The sequence below is a fragment of the Thermosynechococcus sp. Uc genome (assembly GCF_029335995.1).
Classification (GTDB): Bacteria; Cyanobacteriota; Cyanobacteriia; order Thermosynechococcales; family Thermosynechococcaceae; genus Thermosynechococcus.
The window spans coordinates 1-18,795 of sequence record NZ_JARJMS020000103.1; the positions used below are offsets into that span (position 1 = coordinate 1).

The following is an 18,795-nucleotide window of genomic DNA, read 5'->3' on the forward strand; positions in this document are numbered from 1 at the left end:
AACTTCTTCGCCAAGCAAGCCGACTTCCCACGTTTCAAGAAAAAAGGCCAAGCGGACAGCGTCCGCTCTCCCGACCCGAAACAGCTCAAACTCGATCAGGCCAATAGCCGCCTGTTTCTGCCGAAGCTCGGTTGGCTGCGCTATCGCAATAGCCGGGTCAAGAATGTTACCGAGAGCCAGTCTTGCGGCAAGTGGTACGGGAGCCTCCAGACCGAGCCGCCCATGCCTCAGGACGGCGCAGTCGGTATTGACTCGGGCATGACCCGGTTTGCCACGCTCGTGGACGGCACGTTCTACGCGCCGCTCAATTGCTTCCAGCGGCAGGAAGCCTCTTTGCGCAAAGCGCAGCAGGCACTCTCTTGTAAAGTGAAATTAAGAAAGCGAAGCGCATTGGCAACGCCTGCCGCGATTTCCTGCACAAGAGCTCGAGCGGAATCAACAACAGCCAGGCGATGGTGGGTATTGAGGACTTACGGATGCGGAAGATATCCAAGTTGGCAGCAGGCATAACCGAACCACTGGGTAGAAACTTGGGGTCAAGTCCATCCTCGACCAAGGCTGGTTTGAGTGCCGTTGCCAACTGGAATACAAGCTGGCGTGGCGGGGCGACTGGCTGGTGGTGGACAACCGGCGGCCACAGTTCCGGTTCGCCTGTAAAGTGAGCGGTGCTGTAATGTCGCCAGCAGCAGGAACCCTCAGCCTTCAGGCCAAGGAGGAGGTCAAGAAGGCCTTTTAGCCTAGAGGATAGGGACAGCGATCGTTATAATTGGAGCAATTCTTAGCACTCGCCCAGGTATCAGGATCATGGTCAGTCCAGAACCCCCTAGCAACCAACCCGATGACCTCCTAGAAAGCATCGTCAGTGATTTGGGTGAGTTGGACGAGCCTCCCGCACAGAATATCGATCTCAATTCTCTGACAGCAGAATTGGAGTTGCTCACCAGTACCGCAGAACAGCGGGCGATCGCCCAAAACAAAGCCTTACAGGAGCAGATTAGCCGGCTCACTGCAGAACTGAACAACGTTCAACAGCAACGGGATCAACTCAGCCAAGATCTTGCCCGCCTTCAGCAGGAGCATGAAGCCCTCTTAAGCAAGAGGCAAGAACTGGGGGCGCAAGAAACAGCCCCCCTTGAGGTGGAAATTGCCCGCCTCCGTGAAGAAAACGCCAACTTGAGCGGCCTACGGCAAAATCTTGAACAGGAACTGGCACAGGCTCTCATTCAACAAGACGAGCTTCAGCAACAACTTGCGACACTGCAAGTTCAGGTCTCCCAGATTCCCGAACTGCAAAGTCAAGTTGCCACACTGCAATCCCAAGTTGCGCAAATTGAAGCCCTTCAAGATCAACTTGCTTCATTACAAGCGGAAAAAGCTGCTCTCGAACAACAACTTGAGACGGGGCTGGCTGCTTCACCACCGGCTCCTTTAGAGGATACAGCCCTTCTCAGTAACCCTCCAGATGCCGGCCTTGCCCAACAACTAGCGGAGATAACGCGGCAGCTTACCCAAGTGGAAAGGGAGCGCGATCGCCTGCAAGAAGAACTTGCCCAAGCTCAAAATGAACTGCACGCCCTTCAGCAAGACTTAGAAGCTCTGCGCAGCCCATCCTCAACCGTTGTCCCTACGGAACTGACCCTTGCAGCCCAAGAAAATCACCAACTGAAGCGAGAACAGCGGTGGCGTGACAGAGTGCTCTGGATTAGTGGCATTGCAGCAACTGTAGTTTCTGCCTTGAGTGTGAGCTTAAATTTCCCTCAGCCTATTGGCCGCATTGTGCCGCCTGTCGCTGCCTTGGCGGTTCCTGTGATCACAACGGTTCTCGCTAAGGGTAGATCAACCTCTAGTGAGAAGACTGCCTAGGCGATCCCTCTCTGGGATAAAATCTTAGGGCAGGGACGCTTTGCTTAGGAGTTTAGATTACCGTGCCCAATCTCAAAGCTATTCGCGATCGCATTAAAACAATTAAAGATACCCGCAAGATTACCGAAGCGATGCGCCTCGTGGCGGCAGCAAAAGTTCGCCGTGCTCAAGAGCAAGTGATGGCGAGTCGTCCCTTTGCCGATCGCTTGGCGCAGGTGCTGTATAGCTTGCAAACTCGGTTACGCTTTCAAGATGTTGATTTACCTTTATTGGCCAAGCGTCCTGTGAAGAAGGTGGCGCTGCTAGTAGTGACCGGCGATCGCGGTCTGTGCGGTGGTTACAATGCCAACGTTATCCGTCGGGCAAAGGAACGGCTCCAGGAACTCGAAGCTGAAGGCGTCAAATATACGCTGGTGATTGTTGGTCGCAAAGCTGCTCAATACTTCCAGCGCCGCAACTATCCCATTGATGCAGTCTATTCTGGCCTCGAGCAAATTCCCTCTGCCAGTGAGGCAGGTCAAATTGCCAGTGAATTGCTCTCCCTCTTTCTCTCGGAAACGGTGGATCGGGTGGAACTCATCTACACCAAGTTTGTCTCCCTCATTAGTTCAAAACCCGTTGTCCAGACCCTCCTCCCCTTGGATCCCCAAGGGCTAGAGACCGCTGATGATGAAATTTTCCGCCTGACCACCCGTGGCTCCCAGCTACAGGTCAATCGTGAGAAGGTGGCTTCGACGTTGCCTGCTCTCCCCTCTGATATGATTTTTGAACAGGATCCTGTGCAAATTCTCGATGCTCTCCTGCCTCTATACTTGAACAACCAGTTGCTACGGGCACTGCAAGAGGCTGCTGCCTCGGAACTGGCAGCACGCATGACGGCAATGAATAACGCCAGTGACAATGCCCAAGCCCTAATTGGTACTCTCACCCTCTCCTACAACAAAGCTCGCCAAGCCGCCATTACTCAAGAGATTCTGGAAGTGGTCGCTGGCGCTGAAGCTCTCCGTTAGCGCAGGAGTTGTCCTCTGAAACTTCTCTTTGTTTCCACCTCAGTTGGCCCTCTAGGCACGGGAAAAGGGGGCGGTGTGGAGTTGACGATTCTCAACATGGCCCAAGCTTTGGGCGATCGCCAGCACACCGTTTACATCCTTGCTCCTGAGGGTTCCTACCTGCCTGTGGCGGCAACAATTGAGCCAGTACCTGGTGCCCTCCAAGTACCCGCCCAGCATCAAACCCGCGATCAACCAATTATGCTGCCGCCCAATAGTGTGTTAGCCAATATGTGGGCACGGGTGCGGCAGCTACAAGATCAATTTGATGTAATTGTCAATTTTGCCTACGACTGGTTGCCCTTTTATCTGACGCCTTTTTTGAGTCGTCCTGTGGGGCATCTGGTGAGTATGGCCTCGGTCTCGGATGTCATGGATCGGGCGATCGCGGATGTCCTCGATCAGTATCCCGGCACCATTGCTGTCTATACCCGTACCCAAGCTGCCACCTTCCCTTTTGGCGATCGCTGTGTCTGCTTGGGCAGTGGCTTAGACCTCTCGCTCTACGACTTTTGTGCTGCCCCTGAAGAGACCCTCTGTTGGCTGGGGCGCATTGCTCCCGAAAAGGGACTAGAGGATGCCGTCGCCGCTGTCAATGTCACCCGTACCCCTTTGAAGATCATGGGGCAACTGCAAGATCATGACTATTGGCAGCGGATTCAAACTGACTATCCCACTGCCCCCATTGAATACCTGGGATTTTTCCCCACACGGGAAATGCAAGCACATCTGCGGCGGTGTCGCGCCCTTCTGTTGACCTCCCGCTGGGTTGAAGCCTTCGGCAATGTGGTTATTGAGAGCCTCGCCTGCGGCGTTCCCGTGATTGCCTACAATCGCGGTGGACCAAGTGAAATTATCCGGGATGGTCAGACGGGGTTTCTCATTCCCCCTGATTCTGTCGCCGCTTTAATTGCTGCCATTGGCAAAATTGACCAAATTGATCGTGCCGCCTGTCGCCAGCAGGCAGAACAGGAGTATAGCCTAGCGGTTTACGGGGATACTGTGGAACAGTGGCTACAGCAAGTGGCAGCGCTGTCTCAAACCTAGCCTAGCAAACTGGCATGGCAAATTCTGCACTCCCCCATACAACCCTATACAATAGGCAAGGTGTGAGTGGAGATAAAACCTGAATGGGCGAGGTTCTGTTCCCCAGAGCAAAGCGACGGTACTCATCCTTGCTCACTTCCTTTGCTATGGCAACAATTGCCAGTGCTGGCTTAGGCATCTGGCTTTTGCGGAACTTATCCCCAACCCCTGTTGCCCTTTCAGAACCAATTCCTGACCCGATTAAACCCCAACGGCCTCTGCCGCGGCCAATTTTAGACGGGCGCGACCCGCTACTGGCGCCGCTACCCAGTCAGACCCCCCCGTCAGCACCACCCGTCTCGACTTCTGCTAAGACTATCCTGCCCACTGTCCCTCCTCTTGCTCTCAAGCCTGTACCTCCCAGTCAAGGCCCTGCCCCTCAAGTACGGGTAGCGATCGCCCGCAATCAGCACTCCCTCACCATTGGCACCACCGTAGTTACTGCCGTTACCAATGATCAACAGCAAGTGATGACGCAGCTTGCCCCTTCCCAAGGTGCTGTGGTCACAGCCCGTGAGGGAGTATTGCTCTGGAATGGCCAACCCCTTGCTCTCTCCCTTTGGATTCGCCCCAGCAATCAACTGATATTCGTGGGTGAGAAATGGTATCGCGGTGTCGTCCGCCTCATCGCTCAGGGGAACACAGTTACAGCAGTCAACCAAGTAGATCTAGAACAATACTTAGTGAGTGTTGTCGGTTCAGAAGTCTATCCTGACTGGCCGATGGAAACCTTAAAGGCACAGGCAATTGCTGCCCGTTCCTATGCCCTTGCCCAGATGTTTCAACCCGCCAGCCGCTTTTTTGATCTGGGGAATGATGAGCGCTGGCAGGTGTATCGCGGTATTGAAACCGAGTGGAATACTACCCAAGCAGCAGTGCAAGCCACACGTGGTATTGTCCTTACCAAAAGCGGACGAATTATGGTTTCGATGTATGCAGCAACCGACAACATTGTACGGGAGGTCTTTGGCGGGCGGGGAATGAGTCAGACGGGTGCCTATGAACTAGGCAGGCGCGGCTACAATCACCTGCAAATTTTAGGAACCTACTATCCAGGGGCAGGCCTATCGCAAATTCGTCTAAATTAAGACGAAGTCATGAGCCAACTGATATAGATATGGCTGTTGCTAGTGACCTCAGGATAGAATATTCCCCCCAGCTGTACTGGCTATACTGAATGGGAGAGCTGGATTCTGAGAATGGCTGCTGAGCTAGAATTCTTCTTTCAGGAAGCTGCTGCCAAGAAAAGTAACACGGCCTTTGCTAAAGGGTGGCAAAAACTGGCTCTAAAGAAAAACGAAGAGAAAGACAGGCAGGCCGCTATTGCTGCCCTGCATCATGCCCTTGCCCTCAATCCCACCCTCGAAACTTCATGGCAGTTATTGGGACTCCTGAGTGGCTACGACAGTAGGCCTGAAGTAGCCGAGGAGGCTTGCCGCCCCGCAGTTAGCCTGAGGACAGATTGGGAATTAGGAATTCGCTATCTTTCCATAACGCGCCACCTTCTTTACAGCTACCGCGATGCAGCCGAGGTAGAGGAATGCTATCAGCGCTTCAAGGCCGACCTTCTAGACTTCTACAGCGACTTTCAGAACTTTTCTACAGAGAAGAAAAAATCCCTTTACTCTTGGTTGCTCACAACGAATACTTTCCTACTGCCCTATTTGGGCAAAGAAACGCGCAATCTCCAGCAGTGCTATGGAACCATCCTCCACGAAGTCCTAACCAGCGTCTTTCCGGAGGGCAAGGAGCGTCCGCCGCTGCCGCCAGTAGATCCCAACCGGCGCCTACGGATTGGCATTCTCAGTGAACACTTTTGGGAACACACGGTCTGGAAACTCATGCTCCATGGCTGGCTTAAACACCTTAATAAGGAAGAATTTGAGTTGTATGTTTACTCTGTTTCAGATCGAAATAATTCTTGCACAGAGATCGCTAAAACCTACGCCTACAAATTTGTTCAGGGGAATCATCCCCCTGATTGGTGGTTAAAGCAGATCCGCTCTGATCGTCTCCACTTAATCCTTTTTCCAGAAATTGGCATGAGTTTCACGGTTTTAATGTTGGCGGCGTTGCGATTAGCGCCTATTCAGTGTATGAGTTGGGGGCACCCAGATACCTCGGGGCTACCTACAATAGACTACTTTCTCAGTAGTGAGTTAATGGAGCCTACCGACGGCGAGAATCACTACACTGAAAAATTGGTGCAACTCAAAAATCTTGGTATTTTCTTCTCGCCGCTGCCGCAGGATCCGCGGCCTCCCATCACCCGTGAGGAGTTTGGGCTTAAGAAGAACGCTGTTATCTACGGTTGCCTTCAGAGTGTTTTTAAGTATCTGCCCCAATTTGACACTATCTACCCCGAAATTGCTGCATTGGTTCCCAACTGTCAATTTATTTTTCTCACCACCATGATGAGCAAGAACACTCGCCGGCGGTTTGAAGCGCGGCTAGAACAATCCTTTGCTGAAAAAAATTTAGACTATCGGGACTACTGTTTCTTCTCACGACCCTTGAACTTCTATGGCTTTACATCTATGCTCCACTGCTTAGATGTTTTCTTGGATAGTATTGAGTGGTCAGGGGGTAATTCCACCCTTGAGGCGCTCTACTATGCTCAATTGCCCATCGTGACAACACCGGGGCGATTTATGCGCGGACGGCACACAGCGGGAATTCTAACCCTGTTAGAGATACCTGAACTAATTGCTCCGGATATCCCAGCCTACATTCAAAAGGCCGCCGAACTGGGGCAAAATCCTGAATATCGCCAGTATATCCGCCAGAAGGTGCATCAGAACCTCCCCAAAGTGTTTGCAGATCAAGCTGGCATACGTTCCCTAGAAGACTTTATTCGCACCACAGTGCGCGAATTTGCCGCTTCTAAGTGCTCCCCTGACCAATTCTGGACTCAATAGTCCCAAGAAATAGACTTACAAAAGGATTGATCAAATAGTGCGCACTCCGCTTAATGCAGTTACAATTGCAAAGACTAAAAATAAAGCTCCCCCACTCAGGGTCAGTGTCCGCTCCGAAATCCGTCCAGCCATCATTCCCCCTCCTAGAACCGCGATCGCTACACAAATTCCATGGCCAGCAATGGCACCGAGGGCAACGCCCAAAGCATGGCTAGTGGCAGCAAGGGTAATCGTAGCAATTTGGGTGCGATCGCCCCATTCAGCAATGAACGTAAGACTAAAGGCTTCCACAAAAGTCGCCCAAGCAGGATTACTCCCCAAACGGCTGAGATTGGCTTCCGCTTTCTCCACTGTTTCCACTGCCGCTTCGCACTCGTCCTCACAGGGGGTATCCCCCATCTGCAAGCCCTGAATCAGCATCTTTAGGCCGAAAATGGTGAAGAGCACAATTGCTGTATAAAAGGTCAATTCTCGCGGTAAAAGCTGAAAAACCTTGCCCACGGCCACTGACAACAGGGTCATTAGAGTGAGCGCGACCCATCCCCCCAAGAAAACCCATCGTTTTGAATGACGGGTTGCCAGAATCATAGTAATAAAGAAGGTTTTGTCTCCCAGTTCGCCAAGGGTGATGAGGGTCAATGCCGCAGTAAAAGCTGTTAGCATAGAAAAGGATTTCAACTTGACCATCCCTTAAGGTAGCACGCTGCCATGACTGCCCTGAATTGTGCCGCCATCTTGAATCAGGTTGATTTGCCCCTCGATTGGCTAGGGCTGCATTACGTTTGATGACCATCGGCTCAAGTTTTAGTTTGGCTGTGAATATGCCAATGGCCACCTAACGCGGAGGGGGCACAACCCCTGAATTTTGGTAAAGTTTAAGATACCTCCTGATATTTTGGGGACACCGTTTTGTAGCAAAGGAGAACCTAACCAAGCCATTCGCCTAGGCCATGGCTCACCGCTCTGTGCCTTTGTCAATATTCAAGTGTTTGGTGGCGGTTGCATGAATGGGCGAGGTCAGACTCGAACTGACATGGGGAAACCCCGCTACATTTTGAGTGTAGTGCGTCTACCATTTCGCCACTCGCCCTCAGACTTTTTACTATACCATGCTTTAGGGGAGCTGAACTATCCCAAGGGCGTCACAGGCACGATCCACAAGAGCTTGCAGGACGGGAAGTTGCTCTGTGTCTTCTGAATAGTACAAATTAGCATTGCCGCGATCCGTGTCTTCCCAAAACTTGGGCTGAGCATGACGGAGGCGATCGCAATTTTGCTGAAAGCGGCGTTTGAATTCTGACACTCCAAGAACCGCGGCATCCTCCACCATGTCCTCGACAATCCGTTGGGCAAACTGAGGTTGCTGTCGCGCTAAGTAAAACAGAGCGAGTCCCATTTGCAGTAGGCGGACACCTGTACTTTTGCCGCGATCGCCATTTTGGGGCTGGCGCAGTTCTGGAGGGTTATCCAAGCGCAGCATCTCCGCTAGCAGTTCCAGTTGCAGTTGCTCTGGCCACCGCTGCTCGTTCACTAGGATTAATATCTTCTTTAGCTCAGCGGCAAAGACATCAACAATGAAATAAAGGGCAGGACTATTTTGCGCTAATTCATACACTTCATTGCCGTAGGTACGCAGATAATTCACACATTTTTGAGTGAGGTGGGGGCGTTGGTAGTAAACCAAACTCTCAATAAACCGCCGATAGTGAAAGGCCAAGTTATAGAGATTGCGGGCCTCATTGTGGCGGCTGCCGTGTTTAATGGCAAAGCGCATCATTGTATTAAAGCGAATAATAATTAGCTCTAGCAAAATGTCATCGCCCATACTGAGAATGCGGTGGGCGATCGCACACATTTCAGAGCCACACAGCGACGCCAAAGGAAACTGCTCCTCTTCTAAAAAGCGTACATAGGCGTTCCCTAGGAGCCGAAAACACTTCTGTTCATAGAAAGTGTGGTTCTCTTCAATCTGGTTAAACTGGTCAAACATCGTCTTGAAGGCAATATCCCCCATCACCGCACTGCTGAGGCGAAAAAAATAGGCTGGATAGTTGGGCTTACAACTGATGTAGTGCTGAAGCAATTCACTGACCACGCCAATAATCTCGGCTTGTGCCCCGCGAAAGGCCACATAGGCGAGTAAGTCATCCAATTGGTTTAGCCCCGCAATGAGGTGAGCTTGACTGCGACGCAGGAACTGAGGCTGATAGAAGCCCCCATCCTTGAGAACAACACCAAGTTGAGTCATGTAGTGATACTGGCGACGGTAAATTTGCTGAGCCACGCTTTCTGGCTGAATGGACTTGAGGATGTAAAAAATGTAGGGCAATGCCGTCAAAATCGCTAAGGGTAATAGCCCATATAAATTTAAGAGGATGCTGCCAACGGGCTGCTTTCCCAGATCCTGCAAAATCTTGATGTAGAAGATGTGGGCACCGCCCAAAAGCAGACACCAGACGTAGATCAGGCTTGTCCAGTCCTGCATGTACAGTTCAGTAATCTTGGGAATATTTTGCGCTGCAATCGAAATGACAATAATTAATGTGCCCAAGGTAAGACCAATAACCGCTAGCCAAACCTCTGGGGCAAAACTAGTGTCAAAGGTGCCCGCAATCAACCCAGTAATCAGGTTGGGGGCACTATGTTTGAGGAGAGCGAAGACAAGATTGGCACTGCGATCTAGTAGGGCAAGCGCAGCTAGACTCAGACCAAAAGCCACTAGCGATCGCGGTAGATGGGGAGTCGTCAGCAACCAACGGTGGTATTTCTTCAGCATGAATCCCCCCCGTTTGGGTCAACGGCCTTTGCTCCTGACGATGGCATAGCAATGAGCAAATTTTCTATTCCCCCTTTCATCTTGCTTGGAATTCATGCTAGTATAATATTCCTGACTTGGGCTTGTAGCTTAGTGGATTAGAGCGGCTGACTACGGATCAGCAGGTCGGGGGTTCGAGTCCCTCCAAGCCCGTTGAATCAATTGATAAAAGTATTGCTCTATTTATTCATTGATTCAAACAAAAAAGGGTGACCGTCGCCACCCTCTATCGAATTTTTATGGTTTCTTAGCGATTGCCGACTGGCTAGACCACCACGGTTTTTTGAGTCACTTGTTTGAGTTCACCTTTGGCATACTTGGCGGCATAGTCATCGAGGCTGAGTTGCTTAATTTTACTGGCGTTGCCGGCGGCACCAAATTGCTGATAGCGATCAGCACATACTTTTTGCATGTATTTAATAGAGGGTTTGAGGAAGTGACGGGGGTCAAATTCCTTGGGTGCCAAGGCCAAAGCTTCGCGCACTGCAGCGGTAATGGCTAGGCGATTGTCGGTGTCAATGTTCACTTTGCGCACACCGCTTTTAATGCCTTTTTGGATTTCTTCCACAGGCACACCGTAAGTTTCAGGAATTGCACCACCGTACTGGTTGATGAGGTCAATCAAGTCTTGGGGCACTGAGCTAGAACCGTGCATTACCAAGTGGGTGTTGGGCAGACGGCGGTGGATTTCTTCAATGCGACTGATGGCGAGAATTTCACCGGTGGGTTTGCGGCTAAATTTGTAGGCACCGTGGCTGGTTCCAATGGCCACCGCAAGGGCATCCACTTGGGTGCGCTCCACAAAATCCACGGCCTGATCAGGGTCAGTGAGCAGCATCGAGTGATCGAGGGCGCCTTCAAACCCGTGGCCATCTTCAGCTTCCCCTTTACCGGTTTCCAAGGAGCCAAGGCAGCCCAGCTCGCCTTCTACAGAAACACCAATGGAGTGCGCGACTTTTACGACTTCACTGGTGACGGCAACGTTGTATTCATAGCTAGCGGGGGTTTTGGCGTCGGCTTCAAGGGAGCCATCCATCATCACACTGGTAAAGCCGTTGCGAATAGCGGAGTAGCAGGTGGCAGGCTCGTTACCATGGTCTTGGTGCATGACAATGGGGATGTGGGGGTAGGTTTCCACTGCAGCCAAAATCAGGTGACGCAGGAAGTTTTCTCCAGCATATTTGCGGGCACCCCGCGAGGCTTGCAAAATCACGGGACTGTCGGTTTCATGGGCTGCCTGCATGATGGCCTGAATTTGCTCCATGTTGTTGACGTTGAAGGCGGGAATGCCGTAACCATTTTCGGCTGCGTGATCCAGCAGCAAGCGCATGGGTACGAGTGCCATAGGGTGATGTCCTCCTTAGTAGAGCGGATGTATCGCTTCGTTAACCTTACCGATAATCTTAGGCTATGTTTGCTCGTTTATGTTACGAGGAGCGATCGCTGGCCTATTGAGAATACAGCCCTTTTCTATAGATAAGCGGTATATAGCGGGGAGAATACTCAAAAAGTCTCGCGTACAGGAACTTCAATACCGTTAATCACAGGTACAGGAATCCCTCGGGAGATATGGAAATAGATCCAATCCTCCAAGAGTTCGGAAAGATGCTCACGGCATTCAAGGACTGTCTTCCCTTTAGCCTTCATTCCCTCAAGTTCAGGAATTTCACCATGGATCAGGCCATCCTCTGTATTGAAGTGATAGACAGCCTGCTCCAGCGCTGCATTCATATAGCTCGATAGGGACATCTCTAGGGGTGGCCTCCTGAAAGGTAGGCAGCAACAGCAGCGGCAGTTCGATTGCCATGCTCGACGCGATCGCCCAATGCAACGCCATCGGCATAGTTACTGCACAGAAAAAGACCGCGGGTCTGCCGTAGGGCATCGGTCACCCGCTGCCACTGCTCAGGGTAGCCCACAATATATTGAGGAATCGCCCGTTGCCATACCTTCATACCAAGTAACCGTGCCTTGGCTGCGGGCAACCCAAGGAGTCGGGTCAAATCCTGCTGTACCTGTTGGACAATGGCTTCTTCACTAAGGCTAGCCAAATCAGGATCGGTGGCACCGCCAATAAAACTCGTAAAGACTTGCCAACCGGCGGGAGTACGTTGGGGAAAGAGACAGGACGACCAAATGGTGCCAAGGGTACGGATGCCCTGACTGCGAGGAATCAGTACCCCAAAGCCGGGGCGGACGCTGCGCCCTAGTCCAGCAGGATAGGCCAAGACCACACAGGCGACGGTGGGATAGGGAATGGTGGCCAAAACATCGGCGATCGCTGGTTGAAAGGGTGCTACCAACTCTGCAGTTCGATAGGCAGGCGTTGCTAAAACCACACTGCGGGCGTGCCATGTTTGCTCACCGCTGCGCAGTAAGTAGCCACCCTTGGGTTCTGGGGTGATCTCTTGAACGGGGGTTTGCAGATGAATCGGGGTCTTCAGATGCTGGGCGATCGCCCGCGGGAGAGCCACCAAGCCTTCCCTAAAGGAGCCCAGTTCTCCCGGTCGCATCTGCACACCTGCAGGGGGCTTTGGTTGAGGGGGGAGTTGCCGCCGTAGGCGCAGGGCACCGGCAATGAGGCCACCCCCTAGTTTCTCCAGTTGAGCAATGCGGCGAAAAGCGGCAGCCACACTCAATTGTTGCGGATCACCCGCATAAACCCCAGAGACAAAGGGCGCCACTAGTCGCTCGGCCACCTCTTGCCCCAAATGGCGGCGAAAAAATGAATTGACTGACTCGTCGCCACTACCCAGATAGGGGGGTACAAATCCAAGGGCGCCAAGGGCTGCTCGCACTTTTCCCCAAGGGCTAAGGAGATTTGAGCTGGCCAAGGCAAGGGGACGGGTGGGCTCTAGGGGGTAGAGTTGCCCCCGCCAGTAGATGTAACGCGGTAGGTGGCGATCGCCCCGAATCAACTCGGACTGTAAGCCCACCTCAGCAATTAGTTGCAGTAAAGCAGGGGTGGGGGCAAAACTATTGGGGCCTAATTCCCAGATAAAGCCGTCTGCTGCTTGCGTCGTAATATTGCCACCAAGGCGATCGCTGGCCTCTAGGAGAACCAAGCTGTACTGAGGAGCGGTTTGCTGCAACCGCCAGGCAGTACTTAGGCCACTGAGGCCACCACCAACAATTGCGACATTTACCTCACTCACCCGTTTTGCTGCCCTCCGAAGGGTTTAGGATCGCTTAAACAACGAGTCGAGATAAACCCGTGCCGTGCGGCGATCGCATTCTCCATTTTGCAGCAAAAAGAGCGACAGTGCAGCAACAAAAACGCGATCCTGATCCCAGTCGGGATGCCGCTCGAGGTAGTATTTCAGGGTTTCATGTAGCTCCTCTGGAATCTCGGCCAGAATACTGATGGTGGCTTGAGCGTTCATACCGTGAGTTACCTCAATAAAACCAAGATAAAATCGCAGGCGCAATCCGCTCGCTCTAAGTGAACCTGTGGAAAACGCCGACAAAAGTCCTGACCCCATCCCAAAGCTTCAGAGCGGCAGCGGGATTGAGGCCTCTTTCACAGGGTTTCAGAGCAAGCAAATCTCTATCCGTGGAACTCCATTGTCTGGGTTGTCCTAGGGTCTGTCAATCCTTGTTTTCACCTATCTTGGCGATCGCAATCTACGACAGAATGAGCATTTCCAGACTTTTAGGGCTCCTCGCGTTTTCCCCAACCCGCCACAGGCGGTTATCCCCAGAAATGCCTTGAAATGCGATCACACCGTGAAGACCTGTGGAAAACTCCCCCTCGATCTGTGGAAAACCTTGGGAAAATTGAGGAATTTCTGGGGAAAGTTAGGGGAAAATTAAGATTCTATTAAGCTTTACTTCAGAGAAAATAAAGAAGTAAAAAGTCAGGAATCCATGACTTTATTAAAGACGGGCTTCACGGGGCGGCCAGTCATCGTCCTCAGGGGCAGGATACTCTGGATTTTCAATGGTTGACCCCTCTGCCTTATCTTCACTGTCGCTACTTTCGGGAATATCCCCTACAAGACCGGCGGCAGCGGGGCGCGATTCAGGGGCTGGAGGCGGTTCAACCCCTGCTTCAGGGGTCACTGTGGGTTCTGGAGCCTCAACTGCTGTCTCAGGGGGCGTCACGGCTCCGGTTTCAGGAGGGGTCTGTTCCACAGGTTCCTCTGGAGCAGGAATGGTGGGTGAGTCTGGCGTTGCGGCACCTGCTGCGGCAGGTAGATTAGCCGCTGTATCTGTTGGAGTGGCTGCGGTGGCGCTAGGAGTTGTCTTTTCAAGGGGGGGTGGTGTCGGTTCAGGTTCAGCAGTTTGTGCTGATCCTGTGGGAGGGGTCGATTGTTGAGCAGCGGTACTGGAGGTCGCTGTTTCCTCTGTCCACAGGTCTTCTTTGATATTGCCGGTATCCATTGGCGGTGGTGGGGTATCCCCAGGAAACTGGGGGCGATCGGGCTGCTTCTGGAGGCGATCGCGCAGGGAAGCAATCCGACTTTGCAGTTGCTCACCGATTTTGGCAAGGGTACCTGCGGGCAGCAGAGACTGAATCTTTTGCCAGAGAGCTTGGGCTTTTTGGGTATCGGTGCGATCCCCAGGGTAAGTAAGTTGCCAGCGATAGCTGAGGGTTTGCCAACCAAACCAAAGAATTAGAGCCACGGCGGCTGTTGTTCCCAAAAGCAAGCCCCCGCCAATGCGATCGCCATAGATCCACAGGGTCAAAGCAAAGAATAATCCCGCGCCACTGGCTATCAGATCAAACCTACGGTACAGCTCCGGTAGGAAGAACCCCAACAGATACAAGCCTAAACTGGCGATCGCCATACTCCAAGCCAGTAAGTTCGTCAGCATTCCCAGTCCTCAGCAAGATAACAACATACCGACAGGGCGGTATCAACCTTCTACCTTACACCGCACTGGATTTGTCTCTGCTAGAGTTTATTCTTTGTCGAATCTCCTAATTTCTAAGCAGAACCGTGGTCAAAGAATCGGCGATAAACTGTTTGCGAGAAATTGTTGGCTGAGGATGACATATTTGCCTTGGATCTGCCAGTATTAGCCCATAGGGAGGGAGGGTGACCTGCTATGATGAGCCTAGGAATTTATGCTTATTGATATTAGTCTATTTATTGATATTAGTATATTGGTACTAGCTAATTAACTTTAAGGTACTTCTTTTGGGTGGAGCAAAGGAGTTGTTTGTGGCAAAGCAGCCAGTGATGGAGTTTAGCGAGCGTCCATTCCACTTCATTGGCATTGGTGGTATTGGTATGTCAGCCCTTGCCTATATTCTTGCTAAGCAGGGCTTTAAGGTCTCTGGGTCAGATTTGCACCCTAACCGTTTGACTGAGCAACTGGCTGAGTTAGGTGTGCAGATTTTTATTGGCCAGAGTGCCGCCAACCTTGAAACCTATCCCTTTACCCCCCTTCCTCAAGTCATCTGCTCCACCGCCATTCGCAGCGATAACCCTGAATATCAAGCGGCTCAAAAGCTAGGCTGTCCCATTTTTCACCGTTCTGATGTGTTGGCGGCACTGATGCACCGCAGTCAAAGTATTGCCGTTGCCGGTACCCACGGCAAGACAACCACCAGTAGCATGATTGCCTATCTGCTGCTGCAGGCGGGGCTGGATCCAACAATTATTGTCGGCGGTGAAGTGGCGGCTTGGCAGGGCAACGCTCGTGTGGGTCAAAGTCCTTACCTTGTTGCTGAAGCGGATGAGTCCGATGGCTCTTTGCGCAAATTCCATCCCCATATTGGCGTCATTACTAATATTGAGCTTGACCACCCCGATCACTACAGTTCTCTTGAAGAAGTAGTGGCCACGTTTCAACAGTTTGCCAATCAAGCAGACACTGTGATTGGCTGTGCCGACTGTCCGAATATCCGCGATCGCCTGCACCACCCGCGCCTGTTGACCTATAGCCTTCAGCGGCAAGCGGCGGTGGACTACTGTGTAGATCATATTCAATACACCTCTGAGGGCACTACGGCACGGGTTTGGGAGCGGGGCACATCCCTTGGGATTCTGCAACTGAATGTCTTGGGAGCCCACAACCTGCAAAACGCCCTAGCGGTGATTGCGGTGGGACGTTATCTCGGCATTGATTTTGCCACCATTGCTGCTGCCCTTTTGGAGTTTCGCGGTGCCCGCCGCCGCTTTGAAGAACGGGGACAAGTGAATGGGATTCGCTTCATCGATGACTATGCACACCACCCCAGCGAAATTAGGGCAACCCTAGAGGCAGCTCGTCTGCAAGCGGGTACTCAAGCCCCTTGGCAACGAGTGGTGGCGGTGTTTCAGCCCCATCGCTATAGCCGTACACAAACCTTTCTCGATGCCTTTGCCCAGTGCTTCACTGCGGCGGATCACGTGATCTTGACGGATATTTATAGTGCCGGCGAACCCAATCCTGGCACAATTAGCGGTGCCGATGTTGCCACCTGTACCCGCCAGTATCATCCTTCAGTGGATTACTGCCCCACCCTTGAAGCGGTACAAAATCGCTTGGTGCATCTGCTGCAACCGGGAGATCTGGTTATCTTCCTTGGAGCTGGCAACCTCAATCAACTGATTCCGTCTGTCATGGCGGATCAAGCACAACTAAGTGTCTCTGCCCTCACTGAGGCGATCGCCCTATGACCTTGGCCTGCTTGCCACAAACCCAGTGTCCCCTACAACGGCAAGTTTCCCTTGCGGAATTGACCACCCTCGGTGTGGGTGGCTCTGCCGAATGGTTAGTGGCACCCCGTACAGTTGCTGAATTGCAGGCAGCCTATACCTGGGCACAGGCGCAGAAACTGCCAATTACAGTTTTGGGGGCAGGGTCTAATCTGCTGGTCAGCGATCGCGGTGTGCCGGGGCTAGTGATTTCCACCAGGCATCTACGCTATCTCAAAAGTGATTTGGAGACTGGACAGCTCACGGTGGGTGCGGGTTATCCCCTGCCTAAGTTGGCTCACCATGTAGCAAAACTGGGCTGGCACGGTCTAGAGTGGATGGTTGGCATCCCCGGCACCGTAGGAGGGGCAGTGGTTATGAATGCGGGTGCCCACGGTGGCTGTACAGCGGAGCGGCTGGTATCGGCAGTCATTTTAGAACCCGATGGCACGTTGGCAGTGGTGTCGGCACGGGAGTTGGGCTATGCCTACCGCACATCTAGTCTTCAGGATACGCAGCGCCTAGTACTGCAAGCTACATGGCAGTTGGAGCCCGGCCATGATCCAGCGCAAGTAAAGGCAGCAACTCAAAAACACCTGAGCGATCGCCTGCGGACACAGCCCTATGATTTCCCCAACTGTGGCAGTGTCTTTCGCAATCCCCAAGAGCAAACAGCGGGTTGGTTAATTGAGCAAACGGGCCTGAAGGGCTATCAGATTGGACGAGCTCAAGTTTCTGAAAAACACGCCAACTTTATCCTCAACTGTGGCGGGGCAACGGCCATGGATGTCTATCGTTTGATCCGCTATGTGCAAACCGCTGTAGCCGATCGCTGGTCGGTGTGGCTGCACCCAGAAGTAAAGCTGATTGGTGACTTTGCCTAGTCCCTATGGCCATTACCCTCTGCATGATTGTGCGCAACGAGGCGGAACGCTTGCCCCAATGCCTTGCCAGTGTGGCTGGTGTGGTGGATGAAGCGGTGATTGTGGATACAGGATCTCAGGATGACACAGTGGCGATCGCCCGCAATTGGGGGGCACGGGTCTATGAAGCTCCTTGGCAAGAGGATTTTGCTGCAGCTCGCAACATTGCCCTAAAATACGTCGCGACGGAGTGGGTACTGGTTCTTGATGCCGATGAAACCTTAACTCCCGCCTTTGCTGCTGTACTGCCTGACATTTGCCAACAACCCCACTGGCTTGTGGTGACACTCCTACGGCGAGAATTGGGCGTAGTGCCGCCCTATACTTATGTGTCTCGGCTCTTTCGTCGCCATCCAGACCTCTTCTTTCAGCGTGCCTACCACGAAACAATTGATGACAGCGTTCTTGCCCTGCAACAGCGGGAACCCCATTGGCAAATTGGTCACGTCAACGGTGTCGCCATTGTCCATAGCGGCTATCTTGGCTCCCAGCGGCAACAGAAACAGGAACGAGCCAAACGGATTATGCGCCGCTACCTTGAGCAACACCCTGAGGATGCCTACCTGTGGAGTAAACTAGCCGGTGTCTATCTGGCCATGGGTGACTTGGAGCAGGCTCAGCAGTGTTTAGAACAAGGCTTAAAAGCGAAGACACTCCCTCCGGCGATCGCCCATGAACTCCACTATCAGCAGGGGAATCTCTATGCCGAACGCGGTGAGTGGCAGGAGGCAATTGCCGCCTATGAAACGGCTCTAAAAACCCCTACCCCTGAGATGATGCATCTTGCCACCTATCTGCGGCTAGCAGATGCCCAAAAGCAATTAAAACGCTGGGGCGATGCCCTAGCAACCTACGATCGCCTGCAAGCCTTAGATCCCACCTGTGCCCTAGCCTATCAGAATCAGGGAGCACTCCTACTGCGTTTAGGACAAGTGAGTGCTGCCCTTGACAAACTGCATCAAGCCATTCACTTATTACAGGATCAAGATCCTGCGGAAGCCCAACGCCTCACCCAAGAACTCCAAGCCATGGGATTCCTACCTGCTTAAACTGCCCTTACCACTGCGCTGCGATTGGCATCCGCCAACCCGATCCAAAGGCGCGATCGGTAATTTTTAAGCCCGGTGCTGCCTGCTGGCGTTTGAATTCTGCCCGTTGAACCATGCGGCGAATCTGCTGTACAAGCCCTAGGTCGTACCCTGCCGCAGCGATTTCTTGATCCGACTGGTGGCGGTCAATCATCCGTGCCAAAATGCCATCGAGAATGTCATAGGGCGGTAGGCTATCTTGATCGGTTTGACCGGGCTTCAATTCGGCGCTGGGGGCTTTAGTGAGGATGGGGGGGGGTAGCCCCACAAAACGGGAAAACCGCGGTTTGGTATAGGAATCCCCCGGGGGGCCGGGAGAGTGATCCCATGGAAGTTGTAATTGCCACGGGGTTTGGGGCACGGGGGAAAGGGCGGCCCGCCCCCCGTGATGGGGGCGGGGTGCGGTCAGTTGGCCCGAGGCAGG

Annotated in this window: 15 protein-coding genes, 2 tRNA genes and 2 pseudogenes; 10 read left to right on the forward strand and 9 right to left on the reverse strand. The window is 52.7% G+C overall.

Annotated features, from left to right (window positions below; genetic code table 11):
* The 6 genes and pseudogenes from P3X23_RS11400 to P3X23_RS11425 form a co-directional block, all read left to right on the forward strand.
* Positions 1–736: pseudogene (locus P3X23_RS11400) on the forward strand (RNA-guided endonuclease InsQ/TnpB family protein); the annotation flags it as partial.
* A gap of 68 nt (positions 737–804) precedes the next feature.
* Positions 805–1,863 carry a hypothetical protein gene (locus P3X23_RS11405; RefSeq protein WP_300876857.1) on the forward strand — a complete coding sequence of 353 codons (1,059 nt, stop codon included), beginning with the start codon at positions 805–807 and terminating at the stop codon, positions 1,861–1,863.
* Positions 1,864–1,925: 62 nt separating this feature from the next.
* Positions 1,926–2,873: a F0F1 ATP synthase subunit gamma gene (locus tag P3X23_RS11410; RefSeq protein ID WP_300876859.1), complete on the forward strand. Its 948-nt coding sequence runs from the start codon at positions 1,926–1,928 to the stop codon at positions 2,871–2,873.
* 96 nt (positions 2,874–2,969) lie between these two features.
* Positions 2,970–3,959, forward strand: coding sequence for a glycosyltransferase family 4 protein (locus P3X23_RS11415; protein WP_300876888.1), 990 nt, complete (start codon positions 2,970–2,972; stop codon positions 3,957–3,959).
* Between the two features lie 146 nt (positions 3,960–4,105).
* Positions 4,106–5,086, forward strand: a complete 981-nt coding sequence (locus tag P3X23_RS11420; protein ID WP_300876861.1) for a SpoIID/LytB domain-containing protein — start codon at positions 4,106–4,108, stop codon at positions 5,084–5,086.
* Positions 5,087–5,197: 111 nt separating this feature from the next.
* Positions 5,198–6,916, forward strand: a complete 1,719-nt coding sequence (locus P3X23_RS11425) for a hypothetical protein (RefSeq protein ID WP_300876863.1) — start codon at positions 5,198–5,200, stop codon at positions 6,914–6,916.
* Between the two features lie 30 nt (positions 6,917–6,946).
* Here the strand turns inward: P3X23_RS11425 and P3X23_RS11430 are convergent, their stop codons facing one another.
* From P3X23_RS11430 to P3X23_RS11440, 3 genes are all read right to left on the reverse strand, one after another.
* Positions 6,947–7,579 carry a TMEM165/GDT1 family protein gene (locus tag P3X23_RS11430; RefSeq protein ID WP_300876866.1) on the reverse strand — a complete coding sequence of 211 codons (633 nt, stop codon included), beginning with the start codon at positions 7,577–7,579 and terminating at the stop codon, positions 6,947–6,949.
* A 345-nt stretch (positions 7,580–7,924) separates the two neighbouring features.
* Positions 7,925–8,006: transfer RNA gene (locus tag P3X23_RS11435), tRNA-Leu, on the reverse strand.
* 24 nt (positions 8,007–8,030) lie between these two features.
* Positions 8,031–9,692 (reverse strand): hypothetical protein, encoded by a 1,662-nt coding sequence (locus tag P3X23_RS11440; protein ID WP_300876869.1) that lies wholly within the window; start codon positions 9,690–9,692, stop codon positions 8,031–8,033.
* A 118-nt stretch (positions 9,693–9,810) separates the two neighbouring features.
* Between P3X23_RS11440 and P3X23_RS11445 the strand changes: the two genes are divergently transcribed.
* Positions 9,811–9,884 (forward strand) — tRNA-Arg (locus tag P3X23_RS11445).
* Between the two features lie 112 nt (positions 9,885–9,996).
* Here the strand turns inward: P3X23_RS11445 and fba are convergent.
* The 5 genes from fba to P3X23_RS11470 form a co-directional block, all read right to left on the reverse strand.
* Positions 9,997–11,076, reverse strand: coding sequence for a class II fructose-bisphosphate aldolase (gene fba / locus P3X23_RS11450; protein ID WP_300876872.1), 1,080 nt, complete (start codon positions 11,074–11,076; stop codon positions 9,997–9,999).
* Between the two features lie 158 nt (positions 11,077–11,234).
* The gene (locus P3X23_RS11455) at positions 11,235–11,480 is read right to left on the reverse strand and encodes a type II toxin-antitoxin system HicB family antitoxin (RefSeq protein WP_300876874.1); all 246 of its coding nucleotides are present in this window, start codon (positions 11,478–11,480) and stop codon (positions 11,235–11,237) included.
* A 2-nt stretch (positions 11,481–11,482) separates the two neighbouring features.
* A complete protein-coding gene (gene hemG / locus P3X23_RS11460) occupies positions 11,483–12,886 on the reverse strand; it encodes a protoporphyrinogen oxidase (protein ID WP_300876877.1) in 1,404 nt (467 codons plus the stop codon).
* Between the two features lie 24 nt (positions 12,887–12,910).
* Complete coding sequence (locus P3X23_RS11465) at positions 12,911–13,114, reverse strand: DUF2811 domain-containing protein (protein ID WP_011056228.1); 204 nt, start codon at positions 13,112–13,114, stop codon at positions 12,911–12,913.
* A gap of 493 nt (positions 13,115–13,607) precedes the next feature.
* A complete protein-coding gene (locus P3X23_RS11470) occupies positions 13,608–14,549 on the reverse strand; it encodes a Ycf66 family protein (RefSeq protein WP_300876880.1) in 942 nt (313 codons plus the stop codon).
* Between the two features lie 368 nt (positions 14,550–14,917).
* Between P3X23_RS11470 and murC the strand changes: the two genes are divergently transcribed.
* The 3 genes from murC to P3X23_RS11485 are packed head-to-tail and all read left to right on the forward strand — an operon-like array spanning position 14,918 to position 18,332.
* The gene (gene murC, locus P3X23_RS11475) at positions 14,918–16,342 is read left to right on the forward strand and encodes a UDP-N-acetylmuramate--L-alanine ligase (RefSeq protein WP_367186625.1); all 1,425 of its coding nucleotides are present in this window, start codon (positions 14,918–14,920) and stop codon (positions 16,340–16,342) included.
* The gene (murB, locus tag P3X23_RS11480) at positions 16,339–17,244 is read left to right on the forward strand and encodes a UDP-N-acetylmuramate dehydrogenase (protein ID WP_300876882.1); all 906 of its coding nucleotides are present in this window, start codon (positions 16,339–16,341) and stop codon (positions 17,242–17,244) included. Before murC ends, murB begins: the two co-directional genes overlap by 4 nt.
* A gap of 5 nt (positions 17,245–17,249) precedes the next feature.
* Positions 17,250–18,332: a glycosyltransferase gene (locus P3X23_RS11485; protein ID WP_300876885.1), complete on the forward strand. Its 1,083-nt coding sequence runs from the start codon at positions 17,250–17,252 to the stop codon at positions 18,330–18,332.
* A 7-nt stretch (positions 18,333–18,339) separates the two neighbouring features.
* On the opposite strand, the pseudogene P3X23_RS11490 reads toward P3X23_RS11485, so the two are convergent.
* Positions 18,340–18,795 (reverse strand): annotated as a pseudogene (locus tag P3X23_RS11490) (NAD+ synthase); the annotation flags it as partial.

Coding starts and splice junctions, on each gene's coding strand:
- P3X23_RS11405 (WP_300876857.1), top strand. CDS start 805: ATGGTCAGTCCAGAACCCCCTAGCAACCAACCCGATGACCTCCTAGAA.
- P3X23_RS11415 (WP_300876888.1), top strand. CDS start 2,970: ATGGCCCAAGCTTTGGGCGATCGCCAGCACACCGTTTACATCCTTGCT.
- P3X23_RS11420 (WP_300876861.1), top strand. CDS start 4,106: ATGGCAACAATTGCCAGTGCTGGCTTAGGCATCTGGCTTTTGCGGAAC.
- P3X23_RS11425 (WP_300876863.1), top strand. CDS start 5,198: ATGGCTGCTGAGCTAGAATTCTTCTTTCAGGAAGCTGCTGCCAAGAAA.
- P3X23_RS11430 (WP_300876866.1), bottom strand. CDS start 7,579: ATGCTAACAGCTTTTACTGCGGCATTGACCCTCATCACCCTTGGCGAA.
- P3X23_RS11440 (WP_300876869.1), bottom strand. CDS start 9,692: ATGCTGAAGAAATACCACCGTTGGTTGCTGACGACTCCCCATCTACCG.
- fba (WP_300876872.1), bottom strand. CDS start 11,076: ATGGCACTCGTACCCATGCGCTTGCTGCTGGATCACGCAGCCGAAAAT.
- P3X23_RS11455 (WP_300876874.1), bottom strand. CDS start 11,480: ATGTCCCTATCGAGCTATATGAATGCAGCGCTGGAGCAGGCTGTCTAT.
- P3X23_RS11465 (WP_011056228.1), bottom strand. CDS start 13,114: ATGAACGCTCAAGCCACCATCAGTATTCTGGCCGAGATTCCAGAGGAG.
- P3X23_RS11470 (WP_300876880.1), bottom strand. CDS start 14,549: ATGCTGACGAACTTACTGGCTTGGAGTATGGCGATCGCCAGTTTAGGC.
- murC (WP_367186625.1), top strand. CDS start 14,918: ATGGAGTTTAGCGAGCGTCCATTCCACTTCATTGGCATTGGTGGTATT.
- murB (WP_300876882.1), top strand. CDS start 16,339: ATGACCTTGGCCTGCTTGCCACAAACCCAGTGTCCCCTACAACGGCAA.
- P3X23_RS11485 (WP_300876885.1), top strand. CDS start 17,250: ATGGCCATTACCCTCTGCATGATTGTGCGCAACGAGGCGGAACGCTTG.